13 protein-coding genes are annotated in these 18050 nt (G+C 68.6%); 7 read left to right on the top strand and 6 right to left on the bottom strand.

Annotated elements, in window-relative coordinates; genetic code table 11:
- Positions 1–5: 5 nt before the first annotated feature.
- Complete coding sequence (locus tag Q9R02_RS09330; protein ID WP_305996402.1) at positions 6–1493, top strand: NAD-dependent succinate-semialdehyde dehydrogenase; 1488 nt, start codon at positions 6–8, stop codon at positions 1491–1493.
- A gap of 115 nt (positions 1494–1608) precedes the next feature.
- On the opposite strand, the gene Q9R02_RS09325 is transcribed toward Q9R02_RS09330, so the two are convergent.
- The 3 genes from Q9R02_RS09325 to Q9R02_RS09315 are packed head-to-tail and all read right to left on the bottom strand — an operon-like array spanning position 1609 to position 6372.
- Complete coding sequence (locus tag Q9R02_RS09325; RefSeq protein ID WP_305996401.1) at positions 1609–3960, bottom strand: transglutaminase TgpA family protein; 2352 nt, start codon at positions 3958–3960, stop codon at positions 1609–1611.
- Complete coding sequence (locus Q9R02_RS09320; protein WP_305996400.1) at positions 3957–5315, bottom strand: DUF58 domain-containing protein; 1359 nt, start codon at positions 5313–5315, stop codon at positions 3957–3959. Before Q9R02_RS09320 ends, Q9R02_RS09325 begins: the two co-directional genes overlap by 4 nt.
- Before the next feature lie 25 nt (positions 5316–5340).
- Positions 5341–6372, bottom strand: coding sequence for an AAA family ATPase (locus Q9R02_RS09315; RefSeq protein WP_425279247.1), 1032 nt, complete (start codon positions 6370–6372; stop codon positions 5341–5343).
- A 118-nt stretch (positions 6373–6490) separates the two neighbouring features.
- Here Q9R02_RS09315 and Q9R02_RS09310 point away from each other — a divergent pair, with 118 nt between their 5' ends.
- The 5 genes from Q9R02_RS09310 to Q9R02_RS09290 all read left to right on the top strand — a co-directional run bounded on the left by Q9R02_RS09310 (position 6491) and on the right by Q9R02_RS09290 (position 12702).
- Complete coding sequence (locus tag Q9R02_RS09310) at positions 6491–7435, top strand: TatD family hydrolase (RefSeq protein WP_305996399.1); 945 nt, start codon at positions 6491–6493, stop codon at positions 7433–7435.
- Positions 7436–7745: 310 nt separating this feature from the next.
- A complete protein-coding gene (locus Q9R02_RS09305) occupies positions 7746–8888 on the top strand; it encodes a resuscitation-promoting factor (protein WP_305996398.1) in 1143 nt (380 codons plus the stop codon).
- 98 nt (positions 8889–8986) lie between these two features.
- Positions 8987–9877 carry a 16S rRNA (adenine(1518)-N(6)/adenine(1519)-N(6))-dimethyltransferase RsmA gene (gene rsmA, locus Q9R02_RS09300; RefSeq protein WP_305996397.1) on the top strand — a complete coding sequence of 297 codons (891 nt, stop codon included), beginning with the start codon at positions 8987–8989 and terminating at the stop codon, positions 9875–9877.
- The gene (locus Q9R02_RS09295; RefSeq protein WP_305996396.1) at positions 9874–10800 is read left to right on the top strand and encodes a 4-(cytidine 5'-diphospho)-2-C-methyl-D-erythritol kinase; all 927 of its coding nucleotides are present in this window, start codon (positions 9874–9876) and stop codon (positions 10798–10800) included. Before rsmA ends, Q9R02_RS09295 begins: the two co-directional genes overlap by 4 nt.
- 48 nt (positions 10801–10848) lie before the next feature.
- Positions 10849–12702, top strand: coding sequence for an ABC-F family ATP-binding cassette domain-containing protein (locus tag Q9R02_RS09290; protein ID WP_305996395.1), 1854 nt, complete (start codon positions 10849–10851; stop codon positions 12700–12702).
- 98 nt (positions 12703–12800) lie between these two features.
- Here the strand turns inward: Q9R02_RS09290 and Q9R02_RS09285 are convergent, their stop codons facing one another.
- On the bottom strand, positions 12801–14789 hold the full coding sequence (locus Q9R02_RS09285) for a hypothetical protein (protein WP_305996394.1): 1989 nt from the start codon (positions 14787–14789) through the stop codon (positions 12801–12803).
- 341 nt (positions 14790–15130) lie between these two features.
- Here Q9R02_RS09285 and Q9R02_RS09280 point away from each other — a divergent pair, with 341 nt between their 5' ends.
- Positions 15131–17359, top strand: coding sequence for a heavy metal translocating P-type ATPase (locus Q9R02_RS09280; protein WP_305996393.1), 2229 nt, complete (start codon positions 15131–15133; stop codon positions 17357–17359).
- Positions 17360–17369: 10 nt separating this feature from the next.
- Here Q9R02_RS09280 and Q9R02_RS09275 read toward each other — a convergent pair whose 3' ends face one another.
- Complete coding sequence (locus Q9R02_RS09275) at positions 17370–17750, bottom strand: type II toxin-antitoxin system VapC family toxin (RefSeq protein ID WP_305996392.1); 381 nt, start codon at positions 17748–17750, stop codon at positions 17370–17372.
- A complete protein-coding gene (locus Q9R02_RS09270; RefSeq protein ID WP_305996391.1) occupies positions 17747–18010 on the bottom strand; it encodes a hypothetical protein in 264 nt (87 codons plus the stop codon). Before Q9R02_RS09270 ends, Q9R02_RS09275 begins: the two co-directional genes overlap by 4 nt.
- Positions 18011–18050: the final 40 nt, after the last annotated feature.

The raw sequence follows: 18050 nt of genomic DNA, 5'->3' as shown, positions 1-18050 counted from the left end.
TCACCATGACTTCCGCGATCACCGCCGAGCGCGAGGCCGAGCTCCTCGCCAAGGTCCCCACCGGTCTGTTCATCAACGGTGAATGGCGCGCCTCCTCCTCCGGCAAGACCTTCGACGTCGAGGATCCGGCCACCGGCAAGGTCCTGCTGAGCATCGCCGACGGCACCAGCGAGGACGCCATGGCCGCCCTCGACGCCGCGGACGCCGTCCAGGCCTCCTGGGCCCGCACCGCCCCGCGCGAGCGTGCCGAGATCCTGCGCCGTGCCTTCGATCTGGTGACCGAACGTGCCGAGGACTTCGCCCTCCTGATGACCCTCGAGATGGGCAAGCCGCTCGCCGAGGCCCGCGGTGAGGTCACCTACGGCGCCGAGTTCCTGCGCTGGTTCTCCGAGGAGACCGTCCGAGACTACGGCCGCTACCTCACCACCCCCGAGGGCAAGAACAAGATCCTGGTGCAGCGCAAGCCGGTGGGCCCGTGCCTGCTGATCACGCCCTGGAACTTCCCGCTGGCCATGGCCACCCGCAAGATCGCACCGGCCATCGCCGCCGGCTGCACCATGGTGATCAAGCCCGCCAAGTTCACCCCGCTGACCACGCAGCTGTTCGTGGCCACCCTGATCGAGGCCGGCGTCCCCGCGGGCGTGGTGAACGTGGTGTCCTCGTCCAGCGCCTCCTCCATCTCCGGCCCCATCATGAAGGACTCCCGCCTCCGCAAGGTCTCCTTCACCGGGTCCACCGCGGTGGGCAAGCGCCTCATCTCCGATGCCGCCAACAACGTCCTGCGCACCTCCATGGAGCTCGGTGGCAACGCCCCGTTCCTGGTCTTCGAGGACGCTGATCTGGACAAGGCCGTCGAGGGCGCCATGGCCGCCAAGATGCGCAACATGGGCGAGGCCTGCACCGCCGCCAACCGCTTCCTGGTCCACGAGTCCGTGGCCGAGGAGTTCACCGCCAAGTTCGCCGCCGCCATGGGCGCCCTGAACACCGGCCGCGGCACCGAGACCGAGACCAACGTGGGTCCGCTCATCGACTCCGGCGCCCGCGCCGACGTCCACGCACTGGTCGAGGCGGCCGTGGCCCAGGGCGCGACCGTCGCCACCGGCGGTGCCGCGGTGGAGGGTGACGGCTACTTCTACGCCCCCACCGTCCTGTCCAACGTCCCGAACGACGCCGACATCCTCCTCTCCGAGATCTTCGGCCCGGTGGCCCCGGTCACCACGTTCTCCTCCGAGGAGCAGGCCATCAAGCTGGCGAACGCGAGCGAGTACGGCCTGGCGTCCTACGTCTACACCCGTGACTACGCCCGCATGTTCCGCGTGGCCGAGCAGATCGAGTTCGGCATGGTCGGCTTCAACGCCGGTGTCATCTCCAACGCCGCGGCCCCGTTCGGTGGCGTGAAGCAGTCCGGTCTGGGCCGTGAAGGCGGCGCCGAAGGCATCGCCGAGTACACCACCACGCAGTACATCGGCATCGCCGACCCGTACGCGGTCTGATCCGCGGCCGCGACGCAGAGTCTCCTCTGCGAAGCTGAGCCCCCACCGGTGACGGTGGGGGCTCTGCCCGTTAAATCAGCCCGTTAAATAGGGTGCGGCTCAGCGCCTGCTGAGCTCAGCCGCGCCGGAACAGCGAGGGCGGGAACCAGCGGGCGCGCGCCCTGGTGACCGGCCCGGCGCCGGCGTCGAGCTCCTGCCCGACGGCGGCGATCCTCCCGGCCGCGGTGGCGGCCGCGGCGTCGGGGCCCGGGTCCGCCTCCGCCGTGGGGGAACCGTACCGTGCCTGTTCGTATTCGCGCACCAGCTCCTGCACGGCGGCGTGGCCATCGGGCCCGAGCGGCCTGGCCAGCCGTGCGCCGAACGACCTCGGGGTCTCCGCCGGCCCGGCCCGGATCCCGCGGTCGGCCGCCGTGGCGAGCAGCTCCTCCATGGCTCCGATGCTCAGGGCCGCGGCCGTCTGCTGTGGCGAGAGCCGCCGTCGTCGCTGGAGCGACCGCAGCATCCGGGGCGCTGCGGCGAGCAGCAGGACGACGACGCCGGCGGCGAGGCCCCAGCCCAGCTCGGGCCAGTCGATCCCTTCCCAGGCGGAGACCGGGCGGGCTGCGGCCTGGGTGGTGGGGGTCGGCGTGGCGGTGGGGGTGGGACCGGCCGGAAGCGGCGCCGTGCTCACACTGGGGCGGGGGTCCACCGGAACGTCGGCACCGGGGTCCGCGGGTGTGGGGCCGAAGGCGTAGCCCGGGATCACGCCCCGGGACGGCGTCGGTTCGAAGCGGATCCATCCGGCGCCCTGGAAGTAGAGTTCGGGCCAGGCGTGGGCGTCCTTGGCGGCCACAGAATAGCCCACCATCGTGTTGCCGCCGCCCTGCCCCTGCCGGACCTCCCCGGTCGCGTGACCGGGCGCGAACCCCACGGCGACCCTGCTGGGGATCCCGGCGAGCCGGGCCATGACGGCCATGGCGGTGGCGTAGTGGATGCAGTAGCCGCTCTTGGCCTTCAGGAACTGCTCCAGGACGTTCATGCCGGTGCCGTCGTACCCCTTCTCCGCGGGTGCGGTGATGGAGTAGCTGAACGCCGCGCCGTGGAAGTAGTCCTGCAGCGCCAAGGCCTTGTCGAAGGGGGTCACCGCGTTCCGCGTGAGCTGCTGGGCTGTCTGGCTGACCAGCGGAGGGACCGTGCGGGGGAGCGCCAGGAAGCGGTCCGGCACGTCGATCCGTGCCTGGGGCAGGGCCCGCAGACCGTCCGCGGTCCAGTCCGGGACGGAGGAGTCCGCCAGGAAGTTCTGCGCGGCGCTGGTTCCCGTGTCCCGGCTCTTCACGGCCAGATTGTCCGGGTCATAGCCCCACTCCCCGGTCACGCCGAACACATCGGCGGTGCCCGGCGGGACCAGCAGGTACGGGCTGGTGAAGTCCCCGGTGTGGATCTCGGTGACGCTCTGCACCGAACCGTGGTCGCCGTCCGGAGCGCCGGACCCGGCGGAGATCATCTGAGAGATGGGCGAGAGCAGGAACGCGTCCCGGTTGTCCGGCTCCCATCGGTCCCCGCTGAAGGAGTCGATGGTGGTCAGCCGGAGGTACGGGGCGCCGGGTGCGTCCGTGAAGAGGCTGATCACGGTGCCGTTGCCCGTCTGGCGGAGGTTGCTGTTCAGGGACAGCAGGGGGTTCAGGCCGCTGGCCCGCCCCAGCGAACCCAGGCGGGAGCCCTGCGGGAACACACCGTCCGTGAAGCCGGGGATGAAAGGGGGGAGCAGCAGGGTGAGGATCACAGCCGCCGCGCTCAGGACCCAGGCGGGGCCCAGCCCGCCCCGCGGGGCCCCGAATCCCTGGTCCTGACCACTGTTCCTGCGCCGTTCCTCCGCATCCACGGCCCGGTGGCTGCGGCGTGCGGCGGCCAGGATCATGACGAAACCCAGCGCCGTCCCGGCGAATTCCCACGATCCCACGCTGCTGTAACTGAGGAACGCCGGCACCAGGAGCACCGCCAGCAAGGGGCCCGCGGAGGCGAGCGGCGTACGTGCCCGCAGAACGATCCAGTCTGTGACCAGGGCGAACACGCCCACCGTCGCAGCCGTCAGATACGTGATGCCGGGCCCGGGATTGACCGGCACCACCTCGTGCTGCACGGTGTTCAGTGCCTCGCCGAGCAGGCCCCAGAACCCCTTCCAGCTTCCCGGGGTGGGGAGGAATCCCAGAAGCGCCGTCCCGCTCTGGAATGCGGCGGTGAGTGCCAGCCCGAGAGCCAGCAGGCCTGCCGCGTAGGGGATCCAGACGGAGGCGGTGAAGAACCGTGTGCCCGCGGTGACCGCGGTGGTGGCCAGTAGACATGCCAGGACCGGCAGGTACCAGGACCAGCTGAAGATCACTGCGGACAGGCCCGCAGCGGCCATTGCGAGGGCGAAGGCGATGAAGACGCTGACTGGCAGGTACACCGCCCCGGGCCGGAAGCGGTCCGTGCTGCGCTGGACGGTCATGGCGTGTGCTCCCGGGGACCTTCCGCCTGCCCCGGATCCGAGTCCGGCCGGGCCCAGAGGACCCTCCAGCCGGACGACTCGAGCAGCTCCTTGACGGGCGCCGCGGGAGGCCCGGGCCAGCAGGAGATCACCGTGGCCTGGACCGGCCCGGCGGCCCCGCTCCAGGAGGACTCCACGCCGGGGCCGGAGAGGACACCGGCGGCGAGATCCTCAGCATCCGCCAGGCTCAGCCGGCCGGTGAACACCACCACCAGGTTCCCGGACCCGCCGGCGTCCAGAGGGTGCGGCCGATCGTCGAGTTCCACGGCGGCCAGCAGCCCGGGAAGGGATTCGTGGACGTCGGCGGCCCTCAGCAGCCCGGCCTCCGGCCGCGCCGTGCCCCGGGATCCGAGGAACGCAGGGGAGAGGGCGTGGTCCAGCAGCTGGAGCTCGTGGCCCCAGGCGGACAGCCCGACGGCGAGGGAGAGGCAGGTCTTGATCTGCCATTCGAAGGTGATGGACGTCCTCAGGGCCTCGGCCGCGGCAGGCACCGGAAGGCCCGCCAGATCCCCGCCGGAGTGCGCGGCCGCCCGGCGGTCCAGGACCAGCGTCACGCGGGGCAGGGCACCGCCCTCCTCGTGACGCACCATGAGTTCGCCGCGCCGGGCCGTGGACGGCCAGTGCACCCGGCGCAGCGCGTCCCCGTGGCGGTACTCGCGCACCATGACGTCGTTCTCGCTGGCGCTCGCCACCCAGCTGGTGGACTGGCTGCCGCCCACCCCTGCCCCGGAATGCCCGCGGACCAGCTCCACGAGGCCGGGTGAGGCGTCCACCAGGGCGGGTGCCACGGCCAGTTCCGTGCCGGGGTCCACCCGGTGCCGGCGGTGGGCCAGGGAGAAGGGGTCCCGGAACTCGGCGAGGACGCCGCCCACCCGGAACAGCCCGCGATGCGGTGGGACCAGGACGTACTCATAGGCGGACACCGGGCCGCCGCGGGACCCCCGGGACGGGTACTGAAAGCGAGGCGAACCGCCGAGTTCCTTCGGGAGCTGCTCCAGCATGGTCGATTCGAGCGCTCCGCTCTGCCGGGCCGGACCCGGTCCGCCCACGACGCGCGGCAACGACTCCACAGTCAGGCGCACGGTCGTCGCCCCTTCCGACGCCGGAGTGAACTCGCGCCGCACCCGGAAGCGCCCCTGGCGGCGGCTCAGCGCGGCCGCGGCCAGCATCGGCAGCGCCATCAGGAAGATGGAGAGCGAGAGCAGGTCACGTCGCCCCATGAACGCGGCGCCCGCCAGGCACGCCAGCCCGGTGAGGAGGAACCCCATGCCCCTGCGGGTGAGGATGCGGGACGGTTTCAGTGCGGTGAGTGCCATGCTGATCAGCCGCTCCGGATGGTTCTCAGCGGACCCCGGCGGCACGGCGGGCCGACTCCCGGCCCGCCGCCGGATCAACGGGGAGCCGGAGGAGGATCTCCTTGAGGATGGCGCCGGCGTCGCGGCCGTTCAGGGCCGCACGGCGGTCCACCATCAGCCGGTGGGACAGCACGCTGTGCGCGACGCCGGCCACATCGTCCGGGAGCACGAACTCCTGACCGCCCAGCGCGGCGCGTGCCTTGGCCGCGCGGAGTACGTGCAGCATGGCGCGAGGGCTGGCTCCCAGGGTGATCTCCGGATGTTCCCGCGTGGCACGGCCGAGGTCCACCACGTACTCGCGGACCGGGTCCGAGACGTGGACGGCGTGGACCGTGCTGATCATGCGGCGGAGCATGGCGGTGTCCACCACGGGCTTGAGCCGCTCAAGAGGTGAGCTGTTCTGATGGGCCTGGAGCATGTCCAGCTCCGCGGCCCGGTCCGGGTAGCCCATGGCGATGCGTGCCATGAAGCGGTCCCGCTGGGCCTCCGGGAGCGGGAAGGTGCCTTCCATCTCCACAGGGTTCTGGGTGGCGAGGACCATGAACGGCGCGCTCAGGAGGTAGATCTTCCCGTCCACGCTGACCTGGTTCTCCTCCATGCACTCCAGGAGCGCGGACTGGGTCTTGGCGGAGGCCCGGTTGATCTCGTCCCCGATCACCAGATTGGCGAACACCGGGCCGGGCCGGAATTCGAACGTGCCGGTGGCCTGGTTGTACATGGACACGCCCGTGACATCGGAGGGCAGCAGGTCCGGGGTGAACTGGATGCGGGAGACGCTGCCGTGGACGGCGCGGGCCAGGGTCTTGGCCAGCATGGTCTTCCCGACGCCCGGGACGTCCTCCAGCAGAAGGTGGCCCTGGGCGAGGAGGACCATGAGAGCGGTGGCGGCGGTCTCCTGTTTGCCGTCGATCACGCCGTTGACGGCGTCCAGGATCGCCTGGGCCGCGGCCGCGAACTCGCCGGACGGCAACGGCCGGACATCCTCCCGGGACCTCTCACCGGAAACCGCTTCGGCCACGAAAACCTCCCCATGCTCCGCCGCGTAGCCCCGCACGCGCCTGACGTGCTGTGACGGGGCTCACTGTCGTCCCAGTCTACTCAGGGGAGGGTGCCGCAGGGGAACTACCCTTGTTCCTATGTGCGCCTCTGAGACTCCTCTCGCCTACCGCTGGACCGACGACGACGCGGCCCCGGACGCGTCGGGCGGATCGGTGCGCTCGGCGAAGGATGAGTCGGGGCGCAAGAGGCGCCTGGAGTACCCGCCGGCGCCCGAGCCGCTCGCCGTCCCGGTCATGGACAACCACACTCACCTGAACTTCCGCGACGGACTGGTGGAGGTCTCCGTTAAAGACGCCCTGGACGCGGCCGCGGCCGTGGGTGTGCAGGCGGCCGTGCAGGTGGCGTGCGACCTCGAATCGGCCCGGTTCACCGTGCAGGCCCTGGATGAGGACTCCCGCTTGCTGGGTGCGCTGGCGATCCACCCCAATGACGCCCCGCTCTACGCGGCCCGCGGGGAACTGGAGGCGGCCCTGGAGGAGATCGAGACGCTCGCGGCCCACCCCCGCGTCCGCGCCATCGGGGAGACCGGCCTGGACTACTTCCGCACCGCGGGTGAGGAGGAGCAGGCGATCCAGCACTATTCCTTCCGCCGCCACATCGACATCGCCCGCCGGCTCGGCCTGACGCTGCAGATCCACGACCGGGACGCTCACGACGACGTGGTCCGTATTCTCCTCGAGGAGGAGCAGCCGTCCCGCGTGGTGTTCCACTGTTTCTCCGGCGACGAGTCCCTGGCCTCGATCTGCAATGAGCACGGCTGGTTCATGTCCTTCGCCGGCCCCGTGGGATTCAAAGCCAATGACCACCTGCGGCAGGCGCTCAGCCTGGCTCGCCGTGACCTGATCCTGGTGGAGACCGACTCGCCGTTCCTGACCCCTCATCCGCACCGCGGCCGCCCCAACGCGAGTTACATGATTCCCTATACGATGCGCGCCATGGCGGAGGCTTTGGAGGCTGATCTGGACGAATTGTGCGCCGACGTCGCGCGCAACACGGTGGCCGCGTACGGCAGCTGGGACTGACAGCCGGTAAGCGGCCTCTGACCAGTGGAAACGTCCGGGCCGCAAAAGCGTCCCGCGACCGGTTTCACCGACCGTCCAGGCGGGAGGAATATCACATTCCGGTCTCGCTGGACGACGGCGGGCTTGGCCGTTTTATAACGCTTCGGTTACAGTGGATATCAGACAGCCGGGGTCGGGGAAGGCCTGCGGACGAAAGCACTTCGTTGTGAAACGTGGTGACGCGTGTGTCTGACACATGCGCTCGCCATCAGGTCTTGCCTTGCGAGGCCCCGATTCCCCGTGCCCGGACGTACCAGTAGTTCGGATAGCAGTGAACAATTTCTTCGCAACAGGCGGCAAAATCAGCCCCGTCAAGGTCGGTGTCCAGATCGCGGTGGTACTCGCGCTCGTCGGAGGCCTCCTCGCATTCGTGGTCAACAACAAGACCGTGAAGATCAACCTCGACGGCCGTGTGAGCTCCGTCCAGACGTTCGGCGGCAACGTCGAACAGGTTGTGAAGAGTGCGAACATCGATCTCGCCTCCCGTGATGAGGTCACGCCCGCTCTGAGCAGCGGCGTGCAGAACGGCACCGAGGTCAGGATCAACCGGGCCAAGTCCGTGGCCGTGACCCTCGACGGCGCGGCACGTGAGGTGGACACCCACGAGAGCACCGTCGGTGGACTCGTCAAGCAGCTCGGCGTCGCCGACGCCGCACGGGTCTCCCTCCCGGCCGACACCGAGCTGAACGTCCAGGGCAGCAGCTTGAACATCTCCACCCCCAAGAAGGTCAATCTGATCGTCCGGGGCAAGGGCAGCAAGCTCACCACCACCGCCGCCACCGTGGGTGACGTCCTCAAGGAGGCCAACGTCACCCTCGCGAAGAACGACGTGTCCGCGCTTCCCGCGAGCACCCCTGTCACCTCGGACATGACCATCAAGGTGAGCAACGTGGACAAGGACCAGACCGCCACCACCACCGAGGACATCGACTTCGACACCGTCAAGATCGATGACAGCTCGATGGACCAGGGCACCCAGAAAGTGACCAAGGAGGGCGTCAAGGGTTCCGTGCAGAAGACCTTCCGGCTGGTGATCGTCGATGGCAAGGAAGCCACCCGCACGCAGGTCTCCAGCAAGGTCCTGGCCCAGCCGGTCTCCGAGGAGGTCCACGTGGGCACCAAGGTCGCACCGGCCGCTCCGGCCGGTCCCGTGACCACCGCCGGCGGCAGCAACGTCAACGGTGGCATGTGGGACCGCATCGCCCAGTGTGAGTCCGGTGGCAACTGGGCCATCAACACTGGCAACGGTTACTACGGCGGCCTGCAGTTCGACATCCAGACCTGGCTCGGCAACGGCGGTGGCGCCTACGCCCCGAACGCCAGCCTGGCGACCCGCGCGCAGCAGATCGACATCGCCAACCGCGTCTACGCCCAGCGCGGGCTGTCCCCGTGGGGCTGCGGCTGGGCCGCCTGACCCCCGGTCGACCGACTGAACCGACGGCGTCCGGTGCCTTCTTCACGGAAGGCGCCGGACGCCGTCGTCGTTTTGGCGGGGCTCGGTAGGATTGACGGGTGAGTGACGCATCGCAGACCCCGGATCCCGGAGCCCAGACCGCACCCCTGCTCGGCGCGGCGGACATCCGGCGCCTGGCCGAGAGCATCGGCGTGCGCCCCACCAAGACGCTGGGCCAGAACTTCGTGATCGATGGGAACACCATCCGGCGCATCGTGGGAGCAGCCGAGCTGGACCCCGCGGAGACCGTGCTGGAGGTCGGCCCGGGCCTGGGCAGCCTGACCCTCGGCCTGATCGACGCCGCAGCGCGCGTGGTGGCCGTGGAGATCGACCCGGTGCTGGCCGCGAAGCTGCCCACCACCGTGGAGGAGTTCCGCCCCGGTGCCACCGAGCGGTTCACGCTCATCAACCAGGACGCCCTGAAGGTCACGGAACTGCCGCACGATCCCACGGCGCTGGTGGCCAATCTGCCGTACAACGTGGCCGTGCCAGTGGTCCTGCACCTCCTGGAGCACTTCCCGTCCCTGCGCCACGGCCTGGTCATGGTCCAGGACGAGGTGGCCGACCGGCTCGCCGCCGGCCCCGGGTCCAAGATCTACGGCGTGCCGTCCGTGAAGGCCGCCTGGTACGGCACCATGCGCAAGGCCGGCGTGATCGGCATGAACGTGTTCTGGCCGGCGCCCAAGATCCATTCCGGCCTGGTGGGGTTCGAACGGCAGGACCCGCCCGCCACGCGGGCGTCCCGGGAACAGGTGTTCGCCGTCATCGACGCCGCCTTCGCCCAGCGCCGCAAGACCCTGCGCGCCGCCCTGTCCGGCTGGGCCGGCAGCGGGGCCGAGGCCGAGCGCCTGTTGCGCCTGGCGAACGTGGACCCGAGCGCCCGTGGCGAGGTCCTGGACGTGAAGGCCTTCGCCCGGATCGCCGAGGCGAAGATCCCGCTGGAAGCATGAGCCGGGACACGGCCCTGGCCTCCGCGCCGGGGAAGATCAACGTCTCCCTGCACGTCGGGCCGCTCAGGGAGGACGGCTACCACTCGCTGGCGAGTGTGTTCCTGGCGGTCTCCCTGCGGGAGGACGTGCGGGCCACGCGGCGCCTGGATCCCGGGATCGGCCTGAGCGTCACCATCGCGGACGGTCTGGACGTGGACCCGGACTCCATCCCGCTGGACGAACGCAATCTGGCCCACCGGGCGGCCGCGCTGCTGGCGGCGCACGCCGGTCTGGAGCCCGCCCTGGACCTGGAGATCACCAAGAGGATCCCGGTGGCGGGCGGCATGGCGGGCGGTTCGGCGGACGCCGCGGCCACGCTGGTGGCGTGCAACGAACTGTGGGGCTGCGGACTGACCCGTGAGGAGCTCGCGACCCTGGGCACCGAACTGGGGGCCGACGTCCCGTTCTGCCTGCTGGGCGGTGCGGCCGTGGGCCTGGGGGTGGGCGATGAGCTCACCACGGCGCTGGTGCACGGCCTGGTCCACTGGGTGGTGGTGCCGGCGGAGTTCGGCCTGTCCACACCGGAGGTGTTCCGGACCCTTGACCGGTTGCGCGACGCCGAAGGCTTCGACGCTCCGGAGCCGCACACCGTGGACGCGGCCATCCTCGCCGCGCTGCGCAGTGCGGACGCCCATGCGCTCTCCACGCTGATGGTCAACGACCTCCAGCGGGCCGCCGTCGAACTCGCGCCGGAGCTGCGCGACGTGCTCGGCCTGGGGGAGTCCCTTGGGGCGCTCGCGGGCCTGGTGTCCGGGTCCGGGCCGACGCTGGCGTTCCTGTGCGAGGACGCGTCTGCGGCACACGCCCTGGCGGAGGCGCTCCGGCACGAGGGGCACGCGGCGTTGGCCGTGGACTCGCCGGGCGCGGGCGCCCGGGTTCATTGAGCGCCGTTCACTAGACATTCATCGATCGATTCAAGCGAAAGCAGTACTGTGGCACATCTTCTGGGCGGCGAGAACCTCGCCGTGTCCTTCGGCACCCGCACCGTCCTGGACGGGGTCACGGTGGGGCTGGAGGACGGCGACCGGATCGGCATCGTGGGCCGCAACGGCGACGGCAAGTCCACGCTCATGCGCTTCCTGGCGCAGCGCGCGACGCCCGACGACGGCCGGGTCACCCAGCGCCGCGGCCTGCGGGTGGGGTACCTGGACCAGCAGGATGTGCTGGACGCGGATGACACGGTGGGCCAGGCGATCGTGGGGGACATGGCGGACCACGAGTGGGCCGCCGACCCCAAGATCCGCGAGATCATGGGCGGCCTGGTGGGCGACGTCGACTGGCACGCCAACGTCCACAGCCTCTCGGGCGGGCAGAAGCGCCGCGTGGCGCTGGCCAAGCTGCTGATCGGCGAGCACGACGTGATCATGCTGGACGAGCCCACCAACCACCTCGACGTCGAGGGCGTGGCCTGGCTGGCACGGCACCTGAAGGCGCGCTGGCGTGCCAATGAGGGCGCGTTCCTGGTGGTCACGCACGACCGCTGGTTCCTGGATGAGATCTGCACCAAGACCTGGGAGGTCCACGACGGGATCGTGGACCCCTTCGAAGGCGGCTATGCGGCCTACGTGCTGGCGCGCGCCGAGCGTGACCGGACGGCCGCCGTGGTGGAGGCCAAGCGGCAGCAGCTGGTGAAGAAGGAGCTCGCGTGGCTGCGGCGCGGCGCCCCGGCCCGGACCTCCAAGCCGAAGTTCCGCATCGAGGCCGCGAACGCGCTGATTGAGGACGTGCCGGCGCCGCGTGACACGCTGGCGCTGAACAAGATGGCGACGGCGCGCCTGGGCAAGGACGTGCTGGACCTGGAGAACGTGACGCTGGCGCGGCGCATGGAGCCGGGTGCGGAGGACGCCGGGGCGCCGCTGTTCGACAACGTGACGCTGCGCCTGGCGCCGGGCGAGCGCCTGGGCCTGGTGGGCGTGAACGGCGCGGGCAAGTCGACGCTGCTGCGGCTGCTCTCCGGCGAGGTGAAGCCCACCAGCGGCAAGGTCAAGCGCGGCAAGACCGTGGTGCCGGCCGTGCTGAGCCAGGAAGTGCACGAGCTGGCCGAGGTGGACGATCTGCGCGTGGTGGAGCTGATCGAGCGGGAGAAGCGCTCCTTCTCCATCGGCGGCAAGGAGCTCACGGCCGGGCAGCTCGTGGAGCAGCTGGGCTTCACGAACTCCAAGCAGTGGACGCAGATCAGGGACCTCTCCGGTGGTGAGCGGCGGCGTCTGCAGCTGCTGCGCCTGCTGGTGGGGGAGCCGAACGTACTGATGCTGGACGAGCCCACGAACGACCTGGACACGGACACCCTGGCCGCGGTGGAGGACGTGCTGGACGGCTGGCCCGGCACGCTCGTGGTGGTCAGCCACGACCGCTACCTGCTGGAGCGCGTCACGGACCACCAGCTGGCGCTGCTGGGTGACGGCAAGCTGCGCGGCCTGCCGCGGGGCGTGGACCAGTACCTGGAGCTGCGCGAGGCGATGCTGGCGGGCGGTGGCTCCGCGAAGGGATCGCCGACGGCGGCGGGTGGCGGCTCCGGTGCCGCCGCAGCCAGTGCCGGGGCGGCGGCGTCGGGCGCCAGCGAGGCGGAGAAGCGCGAGGCACGCAAGGTGGTCAACCGCGTGGAACGCCAGCTGTCCAAGCTGTCCCAGCAGGAGGAGAAGCTGCACGCGCAGATGGCCACGGCGTCGGAGAAGGGCGACTTCGACGCGCTCGGCTCTCTGAATGTTCAGCTGAACGAGGTGCTGGAGGAGAAGGAGACCCTGGAGATGGAGTGGCTCGAGGCCGCCGAGGTGCTGGGGGAGTAGGTCACTTTCCACTCATCGACTGCTCCGTAGGACGCCGTTCTCCCTGATTTTCGGGGGATTTCGGCATCGTACGGAGCAGTCGATGAGAGTCGCGCGCGTTAATTGAGTTGAGTTGCCTCGGATTTTCCGATGGGCTTCCCCTCAATGACCTGTGCGATTGCGCGCAGTCGCATGGCAGCGACCGAGCGCGACGACGGTAGCGTATACGTTCCCTTTGGTTCTGTCTGTACAGCCATGATCTCGGGCACTGAGAGGAAATTGAGGACAGCAGCCACTGAGTCATCCGAGATGGAAGCCCCTGTGCGGCGCATCGCCCGGCCAATGTCTCTTGCCGAAATTGGCTCAGGGTCCGGCTGTTTCGCTTCGGCGGACAGCTCATCGAGCACTTCACCAAACAGATTCAGGTGCGCGAACGATTCCTCTCGCTCGGCCTGGACTTCTTCGCGTCCTTGTGGTTCGAGGAGCTTTGCAACTTCAGACGCAGAGAAGGGATATTCGTCATGAGAGCGCAGGAGAAGTCCGAGTTCGGCGGCCGTGAAAAGAACCACGCCGCTTGACTCGGCCCAGTCGACGAGTCGACCGCTTCCATCGAAGGTTGGGGCGATAACCGCTATCGATCCGGCTTTGTGTTTTGTGGCGTGTTCCTTGAGAACCTCAAACTTGACCGAGTTCTCATTGAGCTGACCAGCCGACGACTTGGCATCTACAATCGCTCGAGCGACGACTTGCAGGCCCGATCTGACGGTGACAACGACGTCTGTGCGCCCTGCTCCACCGAGGTGTTGCGCGTCGACTCCAAGGCGAAGGAAGGCTGCTGCGCAAGCCTTCTCAAAGCGTTCCGGGTGTGCTGAGTCCCGGGATGACTCTTCAAGCTCATTAACAAGAGCATCGAGCTCCTGGCCCGAGGGTTCGCCCGATTCAGCCATTTGGCGCTCGTCAGACGAGAGCGGGTCAAGATCTGCCATCGGAAGTTCTGCCAGCAGCGCAGCCCCAACCCCGGTGATGATGTACCGAGAGTAGCCGATCGAAGAGACGGCTTCTGCAGCGCTCAATCGGCGCAGTACGTTGGCGGTTCGGCTCTGGTTTGGACCTGACTCAGTGTGGGCGAACAGTCGGCGGTGGATCTCCCCGGCAGATCTTGGGGACTCACTCAGGTGCTGAAGGACTTCTCCGAACGCATGAAATCGAAGATGGAGCAACCGAACCAAGTTGAGCTCCGTAGCATTGTCCAGCCATTCTCGGCCCAGCGGAGTCGCAGTGACCTCGAGCTTACCGGTAAATTCGTAGAGTCCGAGCAAGCCGGCTGAGTCGACCGCGCTCTTTGCGGAACTCTCGCTAATATCGCAGTGGCGGGCCACCTGTTCCAAGATCTGCACCTTCGTCGCTCCAGGCAGCGCCTCGCGAGTGATCAGGCTCAGGGTTTCAACCGGATTTTTGGTCATGTACGACCAGCTGAGCGAACGTGCTGACGGAGCACATTCTTCGAGTGCTGCGGCAAGTATCGGTGGGGTGGCCGGAAGAGATGTTGACGACTGCGATTCGAGTATCGCGGCCTGAATATCATTAGGGTCGGCGAGGTCGATTTCCTCAAGTACTTGCGTTCCTACGGTGGTGACTCGAAACAGATGGTCGGGCCAAAGTTCAATCAGGCCGAGTGCTTGAAGCCACGACGTGCGACGACGAACCTGGTCGAGACTTGACCAGGACATCAGATACCTGTCTTTGGCATCACGCCGCAGGTCCTCAATGGTGGCGGGACTGGTTGCGACCCGTGCGAGAAGTTCGCCAAAGTAGGCGAGACGGCTATGCATGATGAGGAAGAGTTCATGCATGTTGGATGTAGAGATCCAATCCTTGCCAGATGCCGTCAGCTCGATTGAATCCCCTGCACGTTGTGTGAACCCCAGGACGCCGATTTGCCTTTGAACTTGCTCGGGATCGACTGTCTGGGACAGGCCGTTTGGTCCGTCACTTATGGCCTCAAGCACGGCAACGAGCGAAGGGACGAACTTCTTGGCACCGCCGGGTAAGAGCGGCGCAGTCGACGCTAGTTCCGGCCATGGTTTCCTGGTCAATTCTCGGATCATGGCTCAAGATTAGCCACGCTGACTCTCAAAAACCGCGGGTCCTATTCCAAATGGATTCGATCACTATCGAGATCACGCTGCTCAGGACCATCGCTGCGCACGAGGCCTCCACAGAATGGTCGATCGCAGGATCGGGCGGCAAAACAATCGCTAGACGTGCGCTGCATGGCGACTGCGCCGCTGCCGCGCATCGACTGTTCCGTAGGTGACGTTCTGAGCGCTCAAAACGACACCCTCGGAGCAATCGATCGACGACACCCCTTGCCCTCGCATACCCCCTGGGGGTATGTTGAACAGGAAATACCCCTAGGGGGTATGATTCTGTTGAGAGGGGAACGACGATGAGCAGCACGGCCACCGAGGTGGAACTCGACATCACGGGCATGACCTGCGCGTCCTGTGCCAACCGCATCGAGCGCAAGCTCAACAAGGTGAACGGCGTGGCGGCCACGGTCAACTACGCCACCGAGAAGGCGCGCGTGACCGCCCCGGGCGGCTTCGACGTCGCGCTGCTCATCAACACTGTGGAGCAGGCCGGCTACGGCGCCACCGTCCATGAGGAGGAGAAACCTCAGGACGACACCGAACTGAACTCTCTGCGCCGCCGCCTCCAGGTCTCCATCGCGCTGGCCGTTCCGGTGATCGTGCTCTCCATGGTCCCGGCCATCCAGTTCACCGGCTGGCAGTGGGTCTCCCTGCTCCTCGCCACACCCGTCATCCTCTGGGGCGCCTGGCCGTTCCACCGGGCCGCCTGGGCCAACCTCCGCCATGGCGCCGCGACCATGGACACCCTGGTCTCCGTCGGCACCTTGGCCGCCTACCTCTGGTCCCTCTACGCCCTCTTCTTCGGCACCGCCGGCATGCTGGGCATGCGTCACGAATTCGAATTCACGGTGTCCCCGAGCGACGGTGCGGGCAACATCTACCTGGAAGTCGCCGCCGGCGTGACCATGTTCATCCTGGCCGGCCGCTACTTCGAGAAGCGCTCCAAGCGCCAGGCGGGCGCCGCCCTCCGCGCCCTCATGGAGCTGGGAGCCAAGGACGTCACCGTCCTGCGCGACGGCGTCGAGCACCGCGTGCCGGTGGACGACCTCCGCGTGGGGGAGGAGTTCGTCGTGCGCCCGGGCGAGAAGATCGCCACCGACGGCACCGTCCTGGACGGCGCCTCCGCCGTGGACGCGTCCATGATCACCGGCGAGTCCGTCCCCGTGGATGTCGGACCCGGCGACGCTGTCACCGGAGCCACCGTCAACACCTCGGGCCGGCTCTTGGTCCGTGCCACCCGCGTCGGCAATGACACCCAGCTCGCCCAGATGGCCCGCCTGGTGGAGGAAGCCCAGTCCGGCAAGGCCGAGGTCCAGCGCCTCGCGGACCGCATCTCCGGGGTCTTCGTCCCCGTGGTCATCGGCATCGCCCTCGCGACGCTCGCCGCCTGGCTCCTGCTCGGCCAGCCCGTTGCCGCGGCCTTCACCGCCGCCGTCGCGGTCCTGATCATCGCCTGCCCATGCGCCCTCGGCCTCGCCACGCCTACGGCGCTCTTGGTCGGCACCGGCCGCGGCGCCCAGCTCGGCATCCTGATCAAGGGCCCGGAAGTCCTGGAGAGCACCCGCCGCGTGGACACCGTGGTGCTGGACAAGACCGGCACCGTCACCACCGGGAAGATGGAGCTCGACGGCGTGCTGCTCGCCTCCGGCGCTCAGCCGACGGACCGCGCCGCGGTCCTCCGCCGGGCCGGCGCCCTGGAGCACGCGAGCGAGCACCCCATCGCCCGGGCGATCGCCCGCGGGGCCGAGGCCGAGCTCGGGGCCCTGCCCTCGGTGAGCGGATTCCGCAACGAACAGGGCCTGGGCGTGCGGGGCGTGGTGGACGGCGTGGAGGTCTTGGTGGGCCGCGTGACACTCCTGGAGGCCGAAGGGCTGAGGTTCCCGGAGGATCTTCGCCGCGACAAGGCCGAGGCGGAAGCGCAGGGCCGCACCGCCGTCGTCGTCGGCTGGGAGGGCGAGGTGCGCGGCGTCCTGACCGTGGCCGACCGCCTGAAGCCCAGCAGTGCCGACGCCGTCCGGCGGCTGCGCGCACTGGGACTGGAACCTGTGCTGCTGACCGGTGACAATCGCGACGTCGCGCGCCGGATCGCCGCTGAGGTGGGCATCGAGCGGGTGGTGGCCGAGGTGCTGCCGCAGGACAAGTTGGACGCCGTCCGTGCGCTGCAGGCCGAGGGCCGCGTGGTCGCGATGGTGGGCGACGGAGTGAACGACGCCGCGGCGCTGGCCACCGCCGATCTGGGCCTGGCGATGGGGACCGGGACGGACGCGGCCATCGAGGCGTCCGACCTCACCCTGGTGCGCGGCGACCTGCTCGGCGCCGTCGACGCGATCCGGCTTTCTCGTGCCACGCTGCGGACCATCAAGGCGAACCTTTTCTGGGCGTTCGCCTACAACGTGGCGGCCATCCCGCTCGCCGCACTTGGCCTGCTGAACCCGATGATCGCGGGCGTCGCCATGGCGTTCTCCAGCGTCTTCGTGGTGGGCAATAGCCTGCGGCTGCGGAGGTTCCGGGGCGCGGTGAACTGAGTCGTCGCGGTCAGTTCCGGAAGAGTAGACCCAGGCGCTCGGCTTCGGTGGCAAGCTTCTGATCAAACGTAACCAATGGGGCGCTGAGGTGGATCGACGTCGCCAGGACGCAGGAGTCGGGCATCTTGAGGCCGTGCTGGACACGGACCCGGGCCAGGAGTTCAGGTTCGTCGGGGCCCAGCTGAGCCGTTCGGATGCCGAGTCCGGTGAGGTCCCGTCGCAGCTCGCCTTCCCGCCCCACCCGCGCGGCGCCGACCAGGATCTCGGCCAGCGTCAGAGTGTGTATGAAGAGTTCTTCGCGAGTGGAACTCATCAGGCTGACGGCTTGATGATGGTGCGGGTCGCCAGGGTTGAGGACAGCGATCACGAAGCTCGCGTCCAGGACGATCATTCGTCCCATCCGTCCCTGACGTCATCGAGGTAGCCGGGTCCGTACTGAACTCCATGGTTCCTGATCAGGGCCTCCACCTTCGAGCGCCGCTCGGCCGCCCCTTCGTTTTCCTCGGATTCGATCACACGGGCCCCTTCTTCGATGAGATGAGTCAGGAGCACGCTCGGCTTCTGGCCGGGCCAGCGTTGGGCGGCCACTTCCAGTGCATGCTGCACGGTATCCGTGTGGGTCACCTGGGTGCGGGGGCGTGAAGTGGGCATGGTCCAAGTGTACCTCTAGCGATATCGGTGGTACACCTGC

It is taken from the genome of Arthrobacter horti (genome assembly GCF_030731045.1).
Lineage (GTDB): Bacteria > Actinomycetota > Actinomycetes > Actinomycetales > Micrococcaceae > Arthrobacter_E > Arthrobacter_E nanjingensis.
Note: the sequence above shows the minus strand (reverse complement) of the source record. Positions and strands in the feature narration are given on the sequence as shown.

Excerpts from the sequence above, each read along its gene's own strand:
- Q9R02_RS09320 (WP_305996400.1), bottom strand. The coding sequence starts at position 5,315 with ATGGCACTCACCGCACTGAAACCGTCCCGCATCCTCACCCGCAGGGGC.
- Q9R02_RS09275 (WP_305996392.1), bottom strand. The coding sequence starts at position 17,750 with ATGATCGTCCTGGACGCGAGCTTCGTGATCGCTGTCCTCAACCCTGGC.
- Q9R02_RS09285 (WP_305996394.1), bottom strand. The coding sequence starts at position 14,789 with ATGATCCGAGAATTGACCAGGAAACCATGGCCGGAACTAGCGTCGACT.
- Q9R02_RS09330 (WP_305996402.1), top strand. The coding sequence starts at position 6 with ATGACTTCCGCGATCACCGCCGAGCGCGAGGCCGAGCTCCTCGCCAAG.
- Q9R02_RS09295 (WP_305996396.1), top strand. The coding sequence starts at position 9,874 with ATGAGCCGGGACACGGCCCTGGCCTCCGCGCCGGGGAAGATCAACGTC.
- Q9R02_RS09270 (WP_305996391.1), bottom strand. The coding sequence starts at position 18,010 with ATGCCCACTTCACGCCCCCGCACCCAGGTGACCCACACGGATACCGTG.
- Q9R02_RS09325 (WP_305996401.1), bottom strand. The coding sequence starts at position 3,960 with ATGACCGTCCAGCGCAGCACGGACCGCTTCCGGCCCGGGGCGGTGTAC.
- Q9R02_RS09280 (WP_305996393.1), top strand. The coding sequence starts at position 15,131 with ATGAGCAGCACGGCCACCGAGGTGGAACTCGACATCACGGGCATGACC.
- Q9R02_RS09310 (WP_305996399.1), top strand. The coding sequence starts at position 6,491 with ATGTGCGCCTCTGAGACTCCTCTCGCCTACCGCTGGACCGACGACGAC.